Source organism: Bradyrhizobium sp. USDA 4369, from assembly GCF_054056435.1.
On sequence record NZ_JBSRYH010000001.1, the window covers coordinates 3,271,219 to 3,287,765 of the forward strand.

The 16,547-nt window shown below is 64.2% G+C and carries 13 protein-coding genes; 6 read left to right on the top strand and 7 right to left on the bottom strand.

Annotated elements, in window-relative coordinates:
- Nucleotides 1-128: 128 nt before the first annotated feature.
- From ACVIJ6_RS14795 to ACVIJ6_RS14825, 7 genes are all read right to left on the bottom strand, one after another.
- The gene (locus ACVIJ6_RS14795; protein ID WP_456773289.1) at nucleotides 129-1,352 is read right to left on the bottom strand and encodes an ABC transporter substrate-binding protein; all 1,224 of its coding nucleotides are present in this window, start codon (nucleotides 1,350-1,352) and stop codon (nucleotides 129-131) included.
- Between the two features lie 334 nt (nucleotides 1,353-1,686).
- Entirely contained in the window at nucleotides 1,687-2,901 is a 1,215-nt protein-coding gene (locus tag ACVIJ6_RS14800; protein WP_456776989.1) for an ABC transporter substrate-binding protein, read from the bottom strand.
- 19 nt (nucleotides 2,902-2,920) lie between these two features.
- Nucleotides 2,921-3,937 carry a branched-chain amino acid ABC transporter permease gene (locus ACVIJ6_RS14805; protein WP_456773290.1) on the bottom strand — a complete coding sequence of 339 codons (1,017 nt, stop codon included), beginning with the start codon at nucleotides 3,935-3,937 and terminating at the stop codon, nucleotides 2,921-2,923.
- Nucleotides 3,938-3,939: 2 nt separating this feature from the next.
- Nucleotides 3,940-4,818, bottom strand: a complete 879-nt coding sequence (locus ACVIJ6_RS14810; RefSeq protein ID WP_012046889.1) for a branched-chain amino acid ABC transporter permease — start codon at nucleotides 4,816-4,818, stop codon at nucleotides 3,940-3,942.
- Between the two features lie 13 nt (nucleotides 4,819-4,831).
- Nucleotides 4,832-5,542 carry an ABC transporter ATP-binding protein gene (locus tag ACVIJ6_RS14815; RefSeq protein WP_012046888.1) on the bottom strand — a complete coding sequence of 237 codons (711 nt, stop codon included), beginning with the start codon at nucleotides 5,540-5,542 and terminating at the stop codon, nucleotides 4,832-4,834.
- Nucleotides 5,539-6,336 (bottom strand): ABC transporter ATP-binding protein, encoded by a 798-nt coding sequence (locus ACVIJ6_RS14820; protein ID WP_456773291.1) that lies wholly within the window; start codon nucleotides 6,334-6,336, stop codon nucleotides 5,539-5,541. The genes ACVIJ6_RS14815 and ACVIJ6_RS14820 overlap by 4 nt, the downstream gene beginning before the upstream one ends.
- A 69-nt stretch (nucleotides 6,337-6,405) precedes the next feature.
- The gene (locus ACVIJ6_RS14825; protein WP_456773292.1) at nucleotides 6,406-7,278 is read right to left on the bottom strand and encodes an IclR family transcriptional regulator; all 873 of its coding nucleotides are present in this window, start codon (nucleotides 7,276-7,278) and stop codon (nucleotides 6,406-6,408) included.
- 211 nt (nucleotides 7,279-7,489) lie between these two features.
- Here ACVIJ6_RS14825 and ACVIJ6_RS14830 point away from each other — a divergent pair, with 211 nt between their 5' ends.
- From ACVIJ6_RS14830 to ACVIJ6_RS14855, 6 genes are all read left to right on the top strand, one after another.
- Nucleotides 7,490-9,586: a 3-hydroxyacyl-CoA dehydrogenase NAD-binding domain-containing protein gene (locus tag ACVIJ6_RS14830; RefSeq protein ID WP_456773293.1), complete on the top strand. Its 2,097-nt coding sequence runs from the start codon at nucleotides 7,490-7,492 to the stop codon at nucleotides 9,584-9,586.
- A 208-nt stretch (nucleotides 9,587-9,794) separates the two neighbouring features.
- The gene (gene pimA, locus ACVIJ6_RS14835; protein ID WP_456773294.1) at nucleotides 9,795-11,459 is read left to right on the top strand and encodes a dicarboxylate--CoA ligase PimA; all 1,665 of its coding nucleotides are present in this window, start codon (nucleotides 9,795-9,797) and stop codon (nucleotides 11,457-11,459) included.
- A 19-nt stretch (nucleotides 11,460-11,478) separates the two neighbouring features.
- Nucleotides 11,479-12,666: an acetyl-CoA C-acyltransferase gene (locus tag ACVIJ6_RS14840; protein WP_456773295.1), complete on the top strand. Its 1,188-nt coding sequence runs from the start codon at nucleotides 11,479-11,481 to the stop codon at nucleotides 12,664-12,666.
- 271 nt (nucleotides 12,667-12,937) lie between these two features.
- Entirely contained in the window at nucleotides 12,938-14,128 is a 1,191-nt protein-coding gene (pimC, locus tag ACVIJ6_RS14845; RefSeq protein WP_456773296.1) for a pimeloyl-CoA dehydrogenase large subunit, read from the top strand.
- Between the two features lie 205 nt (nucleotides 14,129-14,333).
- Nucleotides 14,334-15,476, top strand: coding sequence for a pimeloyl-CoA dehydrogenase small subunit (gene pimD, locus ACVIJ6_RS14850; protein ID WP_456773297.1), 1,143 nt, complete (start codon nucleotides 14,334-14,336; stop codon nucleotides 15,474-15,476).
- 290 nt (nucleotides 15,477-15,766) lie between these two features.
- Nucleotides 15,767-16,540 (top strand): SDR family NAD(P)-dependent oxidoreductase, encoded by a 774-nt coding sequence (locus tag ACVIJ6_RS14855; protein ID WP_456773298.1) that lies wholly within the window; start codon nucleotides 15,767-15,769, stop codon nucleotides 16,538-16,540.
- Nucleotides 16,541-16,547: the final 7 nt, after the last annotated feature.

The following is a 16,547-nucleotide window of genomic DNA, read 5'->3' on the forward strand; positions in this document are numbered from 1 at the left end:
CGCTGCCGCTGCATGACCGCCGGTCGTTCCATTCCTAGCTTAAGAAATGATGGTCAAAGACAGCAGATATCTTCGGAGACGCAGCCTCCTGCGGCGTGACGCCGCAGGAGTTTTATGCGTTCTCCGGCTCAGCCGCCGACATCGGCCGAGATGACGTCGCCGAACAGTTCCCACTTCTCGCCTTTGAAGCGCATCAGCTGCAACTGGCTCACGGGTGCGAAGTCGGTCGCCGAGGTGTTGATCGTGATGCCCGGCAGCAGCATCTCAGTCCGGAAACTGCGCAAGGATGCCGCCTGCTTCATCACGTTCTCACGGGTGAGGTCGTCGCCGCACTGCTTCAGGACCTGCACCAGGGTCTGCGCCACGCCGTAGCCGACAACGGCGCCGCCGTCGAGCTTGTCGCCCTCCGGAAAATCCTTGGCCATGAAATCCAGGAACTGCTTCATTCCGGCGTCGTCCTTCCACTGCGGATCGGACACATCCTTCAGATAGGCAGCGGAGATGATCTCCTGCGCGTTCTCGAAACCGGCCGGCTTCAGCACGCTGCCGACCGAGGCCGAGACGTTGTTGAGCAGGTGCAGCGCCTTCCAGTCGATCTCCTTCACCTTCTTGATCGCCTGCGCGGCGAATTTCGGCGTCGTGATGTTCATGAAGACGTCGGCGCCGGTCGATTTCAGCTTGACGATGTGGCTGTCGATCGTGGGCTCGGTGGTCTCGTAGCTCTCCTCCATCACGATCATGCTGGCGGCCTTGGCGCCGAGCCCGTCCTTGAGGCCCTTGAGATAGTCCTTGCCGTAATCGTCGTTCTGGTACAGCACCGCGATCTTGGCGCCGGGTTTCTCCTTCAGGAGATATTTGGCGTAGATCCGCGATTCGGCCTGGTAGCTCGGCTGCCAGCCCATGGTCCACGGGAAGTTGGATGGATCGTTCCACTTGGTGGCGCCGGTCGCGACGAACAGCTGTGGCACCTTCTTGGCGTTCATGTATTTCTGAATCGCGCTGTTCGACGGCGTGCCGAGCGAGTTGAAGATCAGGAGCACCTCGTCGCTCTCGACCAGCTTGCGCGCCTGCTCGACCGCTTTGGGCGGGGAATAGGCGTCGTCATAGGAGACGAAGTTGATCTTGCGGCCATTGATCCCGCCTTCGGCGTTGATCTTCTTGAAGTAGGCGGCCTCCGTCTTGCCGATGATGCCGTAGGCCGAGGCCGGCCCGCTATAGGGCATGATGTTGCCGATCTTGATCTCGGTGTCGGAGGCGCCGGTGTCATATTTCTTGTCCGCGGCGAATGCGCTGCTCGAGGCGAGGACGATGGCTGCGGCGGAGGCGAGGGCTGCCCTGCGCGTGATCATCATGGTGCGTATCTCCCGTGTTGGTTTTTGGACGACGTGTCGCGGCTTCCTTGTCGAAAGCTCTTGTTTGGACGGGAACTATAGCAGAGCTGGTGCGGCACGGCTGCGACATCACGGCACGGTCCGTGCTTTATCGGACCGCACCGCGCAGATCGGTGCAGGTGCGAGATACGCACGCAATTTCGGCGAGTAAGTGCTTTGCAAGAACAGCTTGAGGTCAGCGAGGCGGTGTATATTCACCGCTCATTGAGGCACAACGCAGTCATGAAAAAGCCCTCCGCGCCGACAGCGCGAAGGGCCAGTGAAGATCGGCACCGCTTTCTGTGGCGATGCGCGATTACTCGATGGCGCCGCTGATCGCCTCGCCGAACAACTCCCATTTCTCGCCCTTGAACCGCATCATCTGCAGCTGGTCGATCGGGGCGAAGTCGGTCGCCGAGGTGTTGATCTTGACGCCGGGGAGCAGGGTATCCGGCGTGAAATCCTTCAGGCTGGCCGCCTGCTTCATGACGTTGGCGCGAGTCAGATCGTCACCGCACATCTGCAGCACCTTCACCAGCGTCTGTGCCGCGCCATAGCCATACACCACCGAGCTGTCGAGCTTGTTGGCGTCGGGATAGTACTGCTGCAGGAACTCGAAGAACTTTTTCATGCCGGGATCGTTGTCCCACTGTGCGTCGGCAGCGTCCTTGGCATAGGCCGCCGACAGGATGCCCTGCGAGTTCTCGAAGCCGGCCGGCTTGATGACGCTGCCGACCGAGGCCGACACGTTGACGACGAGATGCAGCGGATGCCAGTCGATCTCGGCCAGCTTCTTGATCGCCTGCGCAGCGAACTTCGGCGTCGTGACGCTGAAGAACACGTCGGCGCCCGACGCCTTCAGCTTGACGATGTGGCCGTCGATCGAGGGCTCGGAGGTCTCGTAGCTCTCCTCCATGACGATCATGCTCGCGGCTTTGTCTCCGAGACCGTCCTTGAGGCCCTTGAGATAGTCCTTGCCAAAATCGTCGTTCTGGAACAGCACGCCGATCTTGGCGCCCGGTCTGTCCTTCAGCAGGTACTTGGCGTAGATGCGGCCTTCGCTCTGGTAGCTCGGCTGCCAGCCCATGGTCCACGGGAAGTTCTTCGGATCGTTCCACTTGGTGGCGCCGGTGGCGACGAACAGCTGCGGTATCTTCTTGGAGTTGAGATATTTCTGGATCGCCGAGTTGGAGGGCGTGCCGAGCGGGTTGAAGACCAGCAGCACCTCGTCGCTTTCCACCAGCTTGCGCACCTGCTCGACCGCCTTGGGCGGCGAGTAGGCGTCGTCGTAGGTGGTGAAGGTGATCTTGCGGCCGTTGATGCCGCCTTCGGCGTTGATCTTCTTGAAATACGCCTCCTCGGTCTTGCCGATCACGCCATAGGCGGATGCGGGTCCGCTATAGGGCATGATGTTGCCGATCTTGATCTCGGTGTCGGATGCGCCGGTGTCGTATTTCTTCTGGGCGAGTGCTCCGCCCGAGGTGACGGCGATGACCGCCGTCGCGAGCGCGGCGATTCGTAGTTGTTGCATCACGTGCAAGATGTCCTCCTTAGGTCTTACGGACTTTGCTCAGCAGCTGCTGAGCCACCATCGCCACCTGCCGCGCGCCGTGCGGCACGAGGAAGATGATGAGGAACAACAGGACGCCGAATACCGCGCCGGAAAGGCCCTTGGAGATGCCCTCGGCGATGTTCGGAACGAAGATGATGAAGGCGGCGCCGATGAAGGAGCCGGGCAGCCAGCCGACGCCGCCGACCACCATGCCGAGGAACAGCGAGATGGCGAGGACGATGGTGTAGCTGTCGGGCGCGACGAACTGAACCGCGATGGCGCCGAGGCCGCCGGCCACGCCGGTGATGCCGGCGCTGACGCCGAACGCCAGCGTCTTGTAGGTAGCGACGTCGATGCCCATCGCGGAGGCCGCGATCTCATTGTCGCGGATCGCCATGAAGGCCCGGCCGGAGCGCGAGCGCAGCAGGTTGACCGAGAAGATGTAGATCGCGATCGTGATCGCCAGCGTGAAGTAGTACAGCCACATGTCCTGCGACATCGGCAGGCCGAACGGCGCATCCGGCTTGGTCACGACCAGGCCCTGCACGCCGCCGGTCCAGTGCTCGAAGAAGCCGAGCTTGAGGATCTGCGGCATGGCGGTGGCGAGCGCGAAGGTCGCCAGCGCCAGGTACACGCCGGACAGCCGCAGCGCCGGCTGGCCGAACAGGAAGCCGAAGCCGAAGCAGACGACGCCGGCGATCGGCAGGGTCAGCGCGTAGTTGATATTGTACTGCTCCATCAGGATCGCCGACGTATAGGCGCCGACGGCATAGAAGGCGCTCTGGCCGAGCGAGAACTGGCCCGAGCCGCCCGTCAGGATGTTCAACGCCAGCACGGCGAGGCCATAGATGAGCAGCATCGTCATCTGGAAGATGATGAAGTTCTTGACGAACAGCGGCACGACGAGGAGCAGCAGCACGACGACGAAGGCCGTGCCGGAGCTGAGGGTCATGGCCCGCTTCGGAACCGCCTCGACCGCGGGCGCCTGGGATGCGACTTGCTCGATTGCGCTCATGATCAGACTCGCTTCACGATGTTGCGGCCGAACAGACCGGCGGGTTTGACGACCAGGACGGTGATGATCAGGGCCAGCGCGATCGGGAGCTTCATCTCATTGCCGACATGGGGGATGTAGGTGCCGGCGAGGTTCTCGAAGATGCCGACGAGGAAGCCGCCGAGCACGGCGCCGAACGGGCTGGTGAGCCCGCCCAGCACCGCCGCGGCGAAGCCGTAGATCAGGACGCCGCCCATCATATTGGGCTCGAGAAAGACCACCGGCGCGATCAGCATGCCGGCGATCGAGCCGATCGCCGCCGCCATGCCCCAGCCGAGCGCGATCATCCAGGAGGTGTTGATGCCGACGAGCCGCGCGGATTCAGGAACCGAGGCCGCCGCCCGCATCGCGAGGCCGATGCGGGTGTACTGGAAGAACACGTAGAGGCCGATCAGCAGCAGCACGGTGATGCCGATCATGCCCGCCTGATGGGTCGAGATCAGCTGGCTGCCGAGGAACGGTGTCGAGCCGAACGGCGTCGGATATTGCTTGATCGTGAAGTCCCAGATCAGCCCGGCGCAGGAGTTGATGATCGAGAACAGCGCGATGAAGCCGGCGACCTGGGTCAGGATCGGCGCCTTTGCCAGCGGCTTGAACAGCACGCGCTCGATGACGATGCCGCCGGCGAAGGAGAACGCCAGGGTGAGCACGAAGGCACCCCAATAGGGCACGCCCCATTGCATCAGCTGCCACGACACAAAGGTCGAGAACATCGCCATCTCGCCTTGCGCGAAGTTGAGATGGTCGATCGCCTGGTAGATCATCACGACCGCGAGCGCCATGCAGGCATAGATCGCACCGGTCGCGATTCCGGCCAGGACCTGGTTGGTGAAAAGCTCCATTGTCCCGACTCCGTCAGTAGCCCAGATAGGATTTGCGGACGTTCTCGTCCTGCGCGATGTCCTTGGCCGCGCCGGACATAACGATGCGGCCGGTCTCGATCACATAGGCCTGGTCGGCGAGCTCCAGCGCGAGTTGCGCGTTCTGCTCGACGACGAGGATCGACACCTTCTCGTCCCGGTTGATCCTGCCGAGGATCTGGAAGAGATCGCGCACGACCAGCGGCGCCAGTCCGAACGACGGCTCGTCCAGCAACATCAGGCGCGGCCGCAGCATCAGCGCGCGGGCCACCGCCAGCATCTGCTGCTCGCCGCCAGACAAGGTGCCGGCCTGCTGGGTGTGTCGCTCCTTCAGCTTCGGAAAGTAGCCATACATGCGCTCGATGTCGGAGCTGATCGCCTTGTCGGTCCGGGTGATCGCGCCGAGCTGCAGGTTCTCCTCCACGGTCATCGTGGTGAAGGTGCCGCGGCCCTGCGGCACATGGGCGATGCCGAAGCGGACGATGCTCTCGGTCGATTTGTTGTTGAGCGGCTTGCCGTCGAACTCGATCGCTCCGGTGGAGCGGACCATGTTGCAGATCGCGCGCAGCGTGGTGGTCTTGCCGGCGCCATTGGCGCCGAGCAGCGTCGTCAGCGAGCCTTCGTTGAGGGAGAAAGAGAGGCCGTGCAGGGCCTGGACCTGGCCGTAATAGGCGCGCAGATCCTTGACGTTGAGAAGCGGCGTCATTGATCCTTGCTCCCGAGATAGGCCTTGATGACGTCGGGGTCGGCCTGCACCTGGGCGGGTGTGCCCTCGGCCAGCTTGCGGCCGAAATTGAGCGCGACGACGTGGTCGGCGATCGACATCACGAGTCCCATGTGATGCTCGACCAGCAGCACCGTGATCTTACGGTCGTCGCGGATGCGACGGATCAGGTCGCCGAGGACATAGACCTCCTCGTGGTTGAGACCACCCGCGGGCTCGTCGAGCAGCAGGATCTTCGGATCGGCCGCCAGCGCGCGCGCCAGCTCGACGCGCTTCTGGGTGCCGAAAGGCAGGCCGGAGACGGTGCGGTGGGCGACGCTTTCGAGATCGAGATAGGCCAGGATCTCCTGCACCTTGGTGTTCACCGCGGATTCGCTGCGCCTGATCCAGGCGAGCCGCAGCGAATCGGAGATGATGTCGCTGGAGGTGCGAGCATGCGTGCCGACGCGCACATTGTCGAGCACGGAAAGGTTTGGAAACAACGCGACGTTCTGGAACGTCCGCCCGATGCCGATCTCGGCGATCCTGTGCGGCGGCCGCGACAAAATGCTGCGGCCTTCCATCAGGATGTCGCCGGCGGACGGCTGATAAAGCCGACTCAGGCAGTTGAACAGCGTGGTCTTGCCGGCGCCGTTCGGGCCGATCAGTCCGAGGATCTGTCCCTGGTGCATGTCGAACGACACGCCGGCGAGCGCAACGATGCCGCCGAACACGACGTTGACGTCACGCACTGCGAGCAGCGGATCGCTGCTGCGAGCGAGTTGCGCCTGCGTCATGTCGTCTCGCCCACCATGACGATCAGCGAAACGGAAGGATGCTGCGCCGGAACGGCGTGACCATGCAGGCTATCTGATACCCTCGGCAATACGGGCAAGTTTTCCTCCTGGCTTCTGCTTTTTGCTTGGTTCTTTGTTTGGCTGATTAGTTGCCGGCGCCAAACCGCCGACCGCCGCTTCGATGTTTCTTACCATCGCGAGCAGACGAGGTCCAATGTCGGTCCGCAGCCGCTCTTCCGTGAAGCGGAATGCAGGCGCGCCGCAATTGAACGCGTAAGGGCCAGTTCCGTCGTTGAGCTTCAGCGCGACGCCCACGGCATGGACGTCGTCCTGCCACTCGCCGGCCGAGATCGTGAAGCCGTAGCGGGCGACGGTCTCGCCGGACCGTTCGATGCCCTCGCGGATCTTCGGCCAGCGGTTGCCGTAGTGCTCGCGCAGCTCGCGCATCAGCACGGTGCGCTCCTCCTCGGCCAGCGCCCAGATATAGGCCCGTCCCATCGCGGTCGTCGCGATCGGGATGCGGGATCCGACGTCGAGCTGAACATTGACGACGCCGTGACGGCTCTGCCCGATATAGATCATGCTGAGACGGTCGCGGCCGCCGATCGCCACCGCGCCGCCGGTCTCGCGCATCAGCTGCTCGCGGAACGGCTCGGAGAGATGGCGCACGCCGAGATTGGCGAGCGCGGCATAGCCGAGCAGGAGGGCGGACGGCGCCAGCTGATATTTCTCGAAGCGGGGGACCGGGGTGAGATAGCCGAGCTTGGTCAAAGTGTAGGTCAGCCGGGACACGGTGGCCTTGGGCAGGTTGGTGCGCGCGGCGATCTCCTGGTTGCCAAGCAGTCCGTCATTGGGCCTGAAGGCCCTGAGCACCTCGAGGCCGCGCGACAACGCAACGACGAAGTTGCGATCGGTCGCAGCTTTCTTCCCTGGGCGTTTCATGTCATCGGCTATTGATTGAGAGCCTCGTTGACAACGCTCGTGCTTCAAAATAACCCTGGCTGTCAAGATGTGGAATTAGATTTCGCACTGCGGAATTGAGCCTCGGCAGCGACTAGACGCAAGCAAGGCTGATACTCCGCGCAAATGAAGAGCCAAGAATTCGCCGGGGCATTAACCGGCAACAAAGAAACGACATCCCAAGGAGCCTAGCGTGAGCGAAGTGGCAAAGCTTGATCGTCATGATATCGTCGGCATCGTCACCATCGACAGTCCGCCCGTCAATGCGCTGAGTGCCGCAGTTCGCGGCGGTATCCTGGACAACGTCAAAGCGGCCATTGCTGATCCCAATATCAAGGTCATCGTTCTGACCTGTGGCGGGCGCACCTTCATCGCAGGCGCCGACATCACCGAGTTCGGCAAGCCGCCGAAGCCGCCGGCGCTCAACGACGTGCTGAGCACGATCGAGAACAGCCCCAAGCCGGTGATCGCCGCTATTCATGGAACGGCGCTGGGCGGTGGTCTCGAGGTGGCGCTGGCCTGTCATTATCGTGTCGCCACCAAGGACGCGAAGCTCGGCCTGCCCGAGGTGAAGCTCGGCCTGCTGCCGGGGGCGGGCGGAACGCAGCGCCTGCCGCGGGCCGTCGGTCCGGAACTCGCCGTGAAGATGATCGTCGGTGGTGATCCGATCGGGGCCGCGGAAGCGCACAAGGCGGGGCTGATCGAGGAGATCGTCGAGGGGCCCGCGTCGGGGGGCGAAGCCTTTGCGCGCAAGGTGGTGGCGGAGAACCGTCCGCTGCGCAAGCTGCGCGACGATGATTCCAAGCTGGCGGCGGCCAAGGCGGACCGTTCGATCTTCACCAATGCGGTCGCAGCGATCACCAAGAAGTCGCGCGGCCTGGAAGCGCCGTTCGCTGCGGCCGATGCCGTCGGCTATGCGATCGACCTGCCGTTCGACGAGGGTTTGAAGCGGGAGCGCGAGGGCTTCCTCAAGCTGCTCACCAGCGACCAGTCCAAGGCGCAGCGCTACGCCTTCTTCGCCGAGCGCGAGGCCGCCAAGATCGCCGGCGTGCCCGAGGGCACCAAGGGCCGCAAGGTCGAGCGCGTCGCCATCATCGGCGCTGGCACGATGGGCGGCGGTATCGCGATGTCGTTTGCCAATGCCGGCATCCCGGTGACCTTGATCGAGACGGCCGAGGAGCAGCTGAAGCGCGGCTTGGGCGTCATGCAGAAGAACTGGGAAGCGACCGCCGCGCGCGGCGGCATCCCGGCGGATGCGCCCGCCAAGCGCATGGCGCTGATCGACGGCAAGGTCGGGCTCGAGAACGTCAAGGACGCCGATCTCGTCATTGAGGCGGTGTTCGAGACCATGGCCGTGAAGAAGGAAGTGTTCGGCAAGCTCGATCAATACGCCAAGCCCGGCGCGGTGCTCGCCTCGAACACCTCCTACCTGAACATCGACGCCATTGCCGCAGAGACCAGCCGTCCGCAGGACGTGCTCGGCATGCACTTCTTCTCGCCGGCGAATGTGATGAAGCTGTGCGAGATCGTCCGCGCCGAGAAGACGGCGCCGGACGCGCTGGTGACCGCCGTGTCGATCGCGCGCAAGATCGCCAAGGTGCCGGCCGTGGTCGGCGTCTGCGACGGCTTCGTCGGCAACCGCATGCTGGCGCAGCGTGGCAAGCAGGCCGAGAAGCTCTTGTTCGAAGGCGCGCTGCCGCAGCAGGTCGACGCCGTCGTCACCAAGTTCGGCATGCCGATGGGCCCGTTCGCGATGGGCGATCTCGCCGGTCTCGACATCGGCTGGCGCTCGCGCAAGGACCGCGGTATCAAGAGCGAAATCGCGGATGCGCTGTGCGAAGCCGGCCGTTTCGGCCAGAAGACCGGCAAGGGCTACTACAAATACGAGTCCGGCTCGCGCGCGCCGTTGCCGGATCCCGACGTCGAGAAGCTGATCGACGAGACGCTCGCCAAGCTCGGCCTCAAGCGCCGCGCGGTCAGCGACGAGGAGATCCTCGAGCGCATGATGTACCCGATGATCAATGAGGGCGCGAAGATCCTCGCCGAAGGTATCGCGGCGCGTCCGTCGGACATCGATGTCGTCTGGCTGTACGGCTATGGTTGGCCGATCTATCGTGGCGGCCCGATGTACTGGGCGGACAGCGTCGGCCTGAAGCATATCGCCGAGCGCCTCACCTTCTATGCCAAGGAGACAAACGATCCGTCGCTGGAGCCGGCGCCGCTGCTCAAGAAGCTCGCCGACGAAGGCAAGACGTTCGCATCGCTGGCGAAGGAAACAAAGGCTGCATGATGCAGCCCGTTCGTTGCTACGTGCGCAAGTGCGCTCCCCTCCCCCACGCCGCAATCGCACAGCGATCGTCGGCAGCGGGGAGGGGGCGGGGGTGGGGGGCCACAACAGCGGTATCGCCTGTGGCCACCCCTCTCCCTGACCCTCCCCCACAAGGGGGCAGGGAACGGAAGCAGCGGGGCTGTCTTACGCCAACGAAAGTTGAGCTTGCATGACCCATCCCGGCGAACAGTTCTATCCGCAAGGCGTCCGCTGGGACGCGCCGATCGCGCGCGGCACCTTGCCGGAGCTGCTGGCGAAAGCGGTGAGCGACTTCGGCGATCGCGGCGCACTCGAATTCCGCGACCGTCCGATCAGCTTCAACGACCTCGCCGCTCTCGTCGACCAGGCAGCGGCCGCGTTCCTGCGTGCCGGCTTCGGCAGGGGCGCCTCGATCGCGCTGTTCCTGGGCAATTCGCCGGACCATCCGATCAATTTCTTCGGCGCGCTCAAGGCCGGCGCCCGCGTCGTGCATCTGTCGCCGCTCGATGGCGAGATCGCGCTGTCGCATAAGCTCAGCGACTCCGGCGCACGCATCCTGGTGACGTCAAATCTGTCGGCGCTGCTACCGATGGCGCTGAAGTTCCTGGCGAAGGGCCTGCTCGATCGCCTGATCGTGTGCGAGGACGATCATTGGGGCAAAGTCGGCACGCCGCAGACCGCGTTGCCGGACAACCCCGCCGTGATCACCCATCGCGCTTTCGTCGATGGCGCCGTTGTGCCCGCCGCATGGCCCGCCATTTCGCCCGACGACATCGCGCTGCTGCAATATACCGGTGGCACCACCGGCCTGCCGAAGGGCGCGATGCTGACCCACGGCAATCTTACCTCGGCGGTCTCGATCATCGAGATCTGGAGCCGCGCCACCCGCACGCGGAGCGAGGGCGGCGACCGCGTCATCTGCGTGCTACCGCTGTTCCACATTTATGCGCTGACCGTCGTGCTGCTGACCGCACTGCGCATCGGCAGCCTGGTATCGCTGCATCAGCGCTTCGATCTCGAAGCCGTGATGCGCGATATCGAGCACAAGCGCGCGACCTATTTTCCCGGCGTACCGACGATGTGGATCGCGATCGCCAACCTGCCCGATCTCGACAAGCGCGATCTGTCGTCGCTGACCAGCGTCGGCTCCGGCGGCGCGCCATTGCCGGTCGAGGTCGCCCGCATCCTGGAACGCCGCGTCGGCATGAAGCTGAAGAGCGGATGGGGCATGACCGAAACCTGCTCGCCCGGCACCAGCCATCCCAAGGAGGGACCGGACAAGCCCGGCTCGATCGGCATCGCGCTGCCCGGCATCGAGATGGACGTCGTGTCGCTCGAGGATTCAACCCGGGTGCTCGGCGTGAACGAGGTCGGTGAGATCCGCGTCAAGGGACCGAACGTGACCAAGGGCTACTGGAACCGGCCGGAGGAGACGGCGCAATCCTTCGTCGGTGACCATTTCCTGACCGGCGACATCGGCTATGTCGACGCCGACGGCTTCTACTTCCTTGTCGACCGCAAGAAGGACATGATCATCTCCGGCGGCTTCAACGTCTATCCGCAGATGATCGAGCAGGCGATCTACACCCATCCTGCGGTGCAGGAAGTCATCGTCATCGGCATTCCCGATACCTATCGCGGCGAGGCCGCGAAGGCCTTCATCAAGTTGCGCGACGGCTTTGCGCCGTTCCCGGTCGAGGATCTGCGCGAATTCCTCACCGGCAAGCTCGGCAAGCACGAACTGCCGGCCGCGGTCGAATTCGTCGACGAGCTGCCGCGCACGCCGGTCGGCAAGTTGTCACGTCACGAATTGCGCCAGCAGCAATCATCCACGTCTCACAGCAAACAATCGTAACACCAACAGGAGGTCGCCCATGACCGATGCCGTCATCGTTTCCACCGCCCGCACGCCGATTGGCAAGGCCTATCGCGGCGCGCTCAACGCCACCGGCGGCGCCACCCTGCTCGGCCACGCCATCGGCGAGGCGGTCAAGCGCGCCAAGGTCGATCCGGCCGAGGTCGAGGACGTCGTGATGGGCGCGGCCCTGCAGCAGGGCTCGACCGGCGGCAATATCGCGCGCAAGGCGCTGTTGCGCGCCGGCCTGCCGGTGTCGGTCGGCGGCACCACGATCGACCGCCAATGCGCCTCCGGCCTGCAGGCGATCGCGCTCGCCGCGCGCTCGGTGATCTTCGACGGTGTCGAGATCGCGGTCGGCGGCGGTGGCGAATCGATCTCGCTGGTGCAGAACGACAAGATGAATGCGTTCCAGGCCACCGATCCGGCGCTGCTGGAGATCAAGGGCGACGTCTACATGCCGATGATCGATACCGCCGAGATCGTCGCCAAGCGCTACGGCATCTCGCGCGAGCGCCAGGACGAATATGCCCTGGAAAGCCAGCGCCGCACGGCGGCCGCGCAGCAGGGCGGCAAGTTCAACGACGAACTGGCGCCGATCACCACCAAGATGGCGGTCACCGACAAGGCCACCGGCAACGTCTCGTTCAAGGACGTGACGCTGTCGCAGGACGAAGGTCCGCGCCCCGAAACAACCGCCGAAGGCCTTGCCGGTCTGAAGGCCGTGCGCGGCGACGGCTTCACCATCACCGCCGGCAATGCCAGCCAGCTGTCCGACGGCGCCTCGGCCTGCGTGATCATGAGCGATGCCGAGGCGGCCAAGCGCGGCCTGCAGCCGCTCGGCATCTTCCGCGGCTTTGTCTCGCATGGCTGCGAGCCCGACGAGATGGGCATCGGCCCGGTGTTCGCGGTGCCGCGCCTGCTGAAGCGCCACGGCCTGACCGTCGACGACATCGGCCTGTGGGAGCTGAACGAGGCGTTCGCCGTGCAGGTGCTGTATTGCCGTGACAAGCTCGGCATCGATCCGGACAAGATTAATGTCAATGGCGGCGCGATCTCGGTCGGCCATCCCTATGGCATGTCGGGCGCCCGCCTGACCGGTCATGCGCTGATCGAGGGCCGCCGCCGCAAGGCAAAGTATGCCGTCGTCACCATGTGCGTCGGCGGCGGCATGGGTGCCGCCGGCCTGTTCGAGGTGCTGCAGTAACAAATGATCGAAATCCCGCGCAACTCGCGCGGGATTTCCCACTGTCGTCCCGGGTAAGCTCGGGCGGGATTTAAAACAACTGTCGTCCCGGGCAAGCCTGCGAGCGCAACAGCGCTCGCGGGCGCAGACCCGGGACCCATACCGCGTGATGTTGCTTGGGCATTCTGGCAGACGCCTAGGCCCCCAACGACGGCTGGTGGTTATGGGTCCCTGCTTTCGCAGGGACGACAGCGGAGTGTGACGAGAGATCAGATACAAACGGGAGGATCCGATGGATCTTGCATTCACGAAGGAAGAGCAGGCGTTCCGCGAGGAAGTCCGGCAGTTCTTCAGGGACCACGTCCCGCCGGAGACGCGCCGCAAGATGATCGAGGGCCGCCATCTGTCGAAGGACGAGATGGTGACCTGGTGGCGCATCCTCAACAAGAAGGGTTGGGGCGTCTCGCATTGGCCGGTCGAGTATGGCGGCACCGGCTGGACGTCCGTGCAGCATTACATCTTCAACGAGGAGCTGCAGGCCTATCCGGCGCCGCAGCCGCTCGCGTTCGGCGTCAGCATGGTCGGCCCGGTGATCTACACCTTCGGCAATGAGGAGCAGAAAAAAAAGTATCTCCCGCGCATCGCCAATGTCGACGATTGGTGGTGCCAGGGCTTCTCGGAGCCCGGCTCGGGCTCCGACCTCGCTTCGTTGAAGACCAAGGCCGAGCGCCGCGGCGACAAGTGGATCATCAATGGTCAGAAGACCTGGACCACGCTCGCCCAGCACGCCGACATGATCTTCTGCCTGTGCCGCACCGATCCCTCCGCCAAGAAGCAGATGGGCATCTCCTTCATCGTCTTCAGCATGAAGTCGAAGGGCGTCACCGTGCGTCCGATCCAGACCATCGACGGCGGCCGCGAGGTCAACGAGGTGTTCTTTGACGACGTCGAGGTGCCCTACGAGAACCTGATCGGCGAGGAGAACAAGGGCTGGGATTACGCCAAGTTCCTGCTCGGCAATGAGCGCACGGGAATCGCCCGGGTCGGCGTCTCCAAGGAGCGCATCCGCCGTATCAAGGAGCTCGCGGCGAAGGTCGAATCCGGCGGTCGTCCGGTGCTGGAGGATCCGTCGTTCCGCGAGAAGCTCACGGCCTGCGAGGTCGAGCTGAAGGCGCTCGAGCTGACGCAGCTGCGCGTCGTCGCTGACGAGGGCAAGCACGGCAAGGGCAAGCCCAACCCGGCCTCCTCGGTGCTCAAGATCAAGGGCTCGGAGATCCAGCAGACCACGACCGAGCTGCTGATGGAGGTGATCGGCCCGTTCGCCGCGCCCTACGACGTCCATGGCGACGATGACAGCAACGAGACCATGGATTGGACCGCCCAGATCGCGCCGAGCTACTTCAACAACCGCAAGGTCTCGATCTACGGCGGCTCCAACGAGATCCAGCGCAATATCATCGCCAAGGCGGTGCTGGGGCTCTAGCCGAACTGGTCCGACAAAAACAGGTGTCGTCCCCCGCGCAGGCGGGGGACCCAGTACGCCGCGGCAGTCGTGATGAATCACAGGTGCCGGTGTTTACTGGATCCCCGCCCCGGGTGCGCAATTGCGCACAAGGCGGGGATGACGACGGAAAGAATGGCGACAGTGGCGCCCACAACAAACGCACGCGTTCGAGAGAGCAACTCACATGGATTTTGATCTTACCGAGGAGCAGCGTCTCCTCAAGGACAGCATCGACGGCCTGCTGGCGGATGCCTATGATTTCGACAAGCGCAAGCTGTACATGAAGGAGAAGGGCGGCTGGAGCAAAGCGATCTGGTCCAAGCTCGCCGAGCAGGGCCTGCTCGGCCTGCCGTTCTCGGAAGAAGACGGCGGCTTCGGTGCCGGCGGTGTCGAGACCATGATCGTGATGGAGGCGATGGGGCGCGCGCTCGTGCTCGAGCCGTATCTCGCGACCGTGGTGCTGTCAGGCGGCTTCCTGCGCCATGGCGGCTCGGCGGCGCAGAAGGCCGCGCATCTGTCTGGGATCATCGACGGCAGCAAGACATTCGCCTTCGCCCAGCTTGAGAAGCAGTCGCGCTACGACCTGTTCGACGTCGCCACGTCTGCCAAGAAAAGGGGCGACGGCTATGTCATCGACGGCGAGAAGTTCGTCGTGCTCAACGGTGAGAACGCCGATACCTTGATCGTCACGGCGCGCACCTCCGGCGGCCAGCGCGACAAGAGCGGCATCGGCGTGTTCATCGTGCCGGCCGATGCGAAGGGCGTCACCCGCAAGGGCTATCCGACCCAGGACGGCCTGCATGCCGCCGACATCAGCTTCACCGGCGTCGAGGTCGGTGCTGACAGCGTGATCGGCGACCCCGCGAACGGTCTGCCGCTGATCGAGCGCGTCGTCGACGAGGCCCGCATCGCGCTATGCGCCGAAGCCGTCGGCCTGATGGACGAGTCGCTCAAGACCACGGTCGAGTACATCAAGACGCGCAAGCAGTTCGGCGTCGCGATCGGCTCGTTCCAGTCGCTTCAGCACCGCGCGTCCGACATGTTCGTGGCGCTGGAGCAGGCGCGCTCGATGTCGATGTTCGCGACCATGGCCGCCGAATTCGACGACGCCAAGGAGCGCGCGACCTCGATCGCCGCGGCCAAGGTGCAGATCGGCAAGTCCGGCAAGTTCGTCGGCCAGCAGTCGATCCAGCTCCATGGCGGCATCGGCATGACCATGGAGGCCAAGATCGGCCACTACTTCAAGCGTCTTACGATGATCGAGACCACTTTCGGCGACACCGACTACCACATGCGCCGCGTCAGCGAGGCGGGTGGGTTGATCTGAGGAGCATTGTCGTTGCCGGGCTCGACCCGGCAACCCATCGCTCTGGCAAGAAGATGGATGCGCGGGTCAAGCCCGCGCATGACGAGCGAATCTTGTAGCCCGGATGAGCGCAGCGATATCCGGGTCATCCGCCGCAATACGTGTGAGCCCGGATGTCGCTGCGCTCATCCGGGCTACGTCTTGGTTGTTTGAGCCGTCATTGCGAGCGAAGCGAAGCAATCCAGGATCTCACGCGCGACTCTGGATTGCGTCGTCGCTTCCCTCCTCGCAATGACGCGGAGGAAGCAGATATGACCCCCAATCCCTTCAATCTCGCCGGACAGGTCGCCGTCATCACCGGCTCCAGCCGCGGCATCGGCCGCGCGTCGGCCGAACTGCTCGCGCAACTCGGCGCCAAGGTGGTGATCTCCAGCCGCAAGGCGGAGGCCTGCGAGGAGGTCGCGAACGGCATCCGCGCCAATGGCGGCGACGCCCACGTCATTCCTTGCAACATCTCGCGCCGTGCCGAGGTCGACGCGCTGATCGACGGCGCCGTCAAGCATTACGGCCAGGTCGACATCCTCGTCTGCAACGCTGCGGTCAACCCGTATTACGGCCCGCTGCTCGACATCTCCGACGAGGCCTTCGACAAGATCATGGCCTCCAACGTGAAGAGCAATCTCTGGCTCTGCGCCAAGGCGATCCCGCCGATGGCCGCGCGCGGCAAAGGCTCGGTCATCATCGTATCCTCGATCGGCGGGCTGCGCGGCTCGACCGTGATCGGCGCCTACGGCATCTCCAAGGCCGCCGACTTCGCGCTGTGCCGCAGCCTCGCCGGCGAGTGGGGCCCGCAGGGGGTCCGCATCAATTGCGTCGCACCTGGCCTGATCAAGACCGATTTCGCCCGCGCGCTGTGGGAGGATGACGCCCGCCTGAAGCAGCGCTGCGCCACCACGCCGCTGCGCCGCATCGGCGAACCGCATGAGATCGCTGGCGCCGTCGCCTACCTCGCCTCGGACGCCTCGACCTTCATGACGGGGCAGACCATCGTCGTCGATGGCGGCGTGACCACGGCGGCGGTGTAGCCTCTCT

Coding starts and splice junctions, on each gene's coding strand:
- ACVIJ6_RS14795 (WP_456773289.1), bottom strand. CDS start 1,352: ATGATGATCACGCGCAGGGCAGCCCTCGCCTCCGCCGCAGCCATCGTC.
- ACVIJ6_RS14800 (WP_456776989.1), bottom strand. CDS start 2,901: ATGCAACAACTACGAATCGCCGCGCTCGCGACGGCGGTCATCGCCGTC.
- ACVIJ6_RS14805 (WP_456773290.1), bottom strand. CDS start 3,937: ATGAGCGCAATCGAGCAAGTCGCATCCCAGGCGCCCGCGGTCGAGGCG.
- ACVIJ6_RS14810 (WP_012046889.1), bottom strand. CDS start 4,818: ATGGAGCTTTTCACCAACCAGGTCCTGGCCGGAATCGCGACCGGTGCG.
- ACVIJ6_RS14815 (WP_012046888.1), bottom strand. CDS start 5,542: ATGACGCCGCTTCTCAACGTCAAGGATCTGCGCGCCTATTACGGCCAG.
- ACVIJ6_RS14820 (WP_456773291.1), bottom strand. CDS start 6,336: ATGACGCAGGCGCAACTCGCTCGCAGCAGCGATCCGCTGCTCGCAGTG.
- ACVIJ6_RS14825 (WP_456773292.1), bottom strand. CDS start 7,278: ATGAAACGCCCAGGGAAGAAAGCTGCGACCGATCGCAACTTCGTCGTT.
- pimA (WP_456773294.1), top strand. CDS start 9,795: ATGACCCATCCCGGCGAACAGTTCTATCCGCAAGGCGTCCGCTGGGAC.
- ACVIJ6_RS14840 (WP_456773295.1), top strand. CDS start 11,479: ATGACCGATGCCGTCATCGTTTCCACCGCCCGCACGCCGATTGGCAAG.
- pimC (WP_456773296.1), top strand. CDS start 12,938: ATGGATCTTGCATTCACGAAGGAAGAGCAGGCGTTCCGCGAGGAAGTC.
- pimD (WP_456773297.1), top strand. CDS start 14,334: ATGGATTTTGATCTTACCGAGGAGCAGCGTCTCCTCAAGGACAGCATC.
- ACVIJ6_RS14855 (WP_456773298.1), top strand. CDS start 15,767: ATGACCCCCAATCCCTTCAATCTCGCCGGACAGGTCGCCGTCATCACC.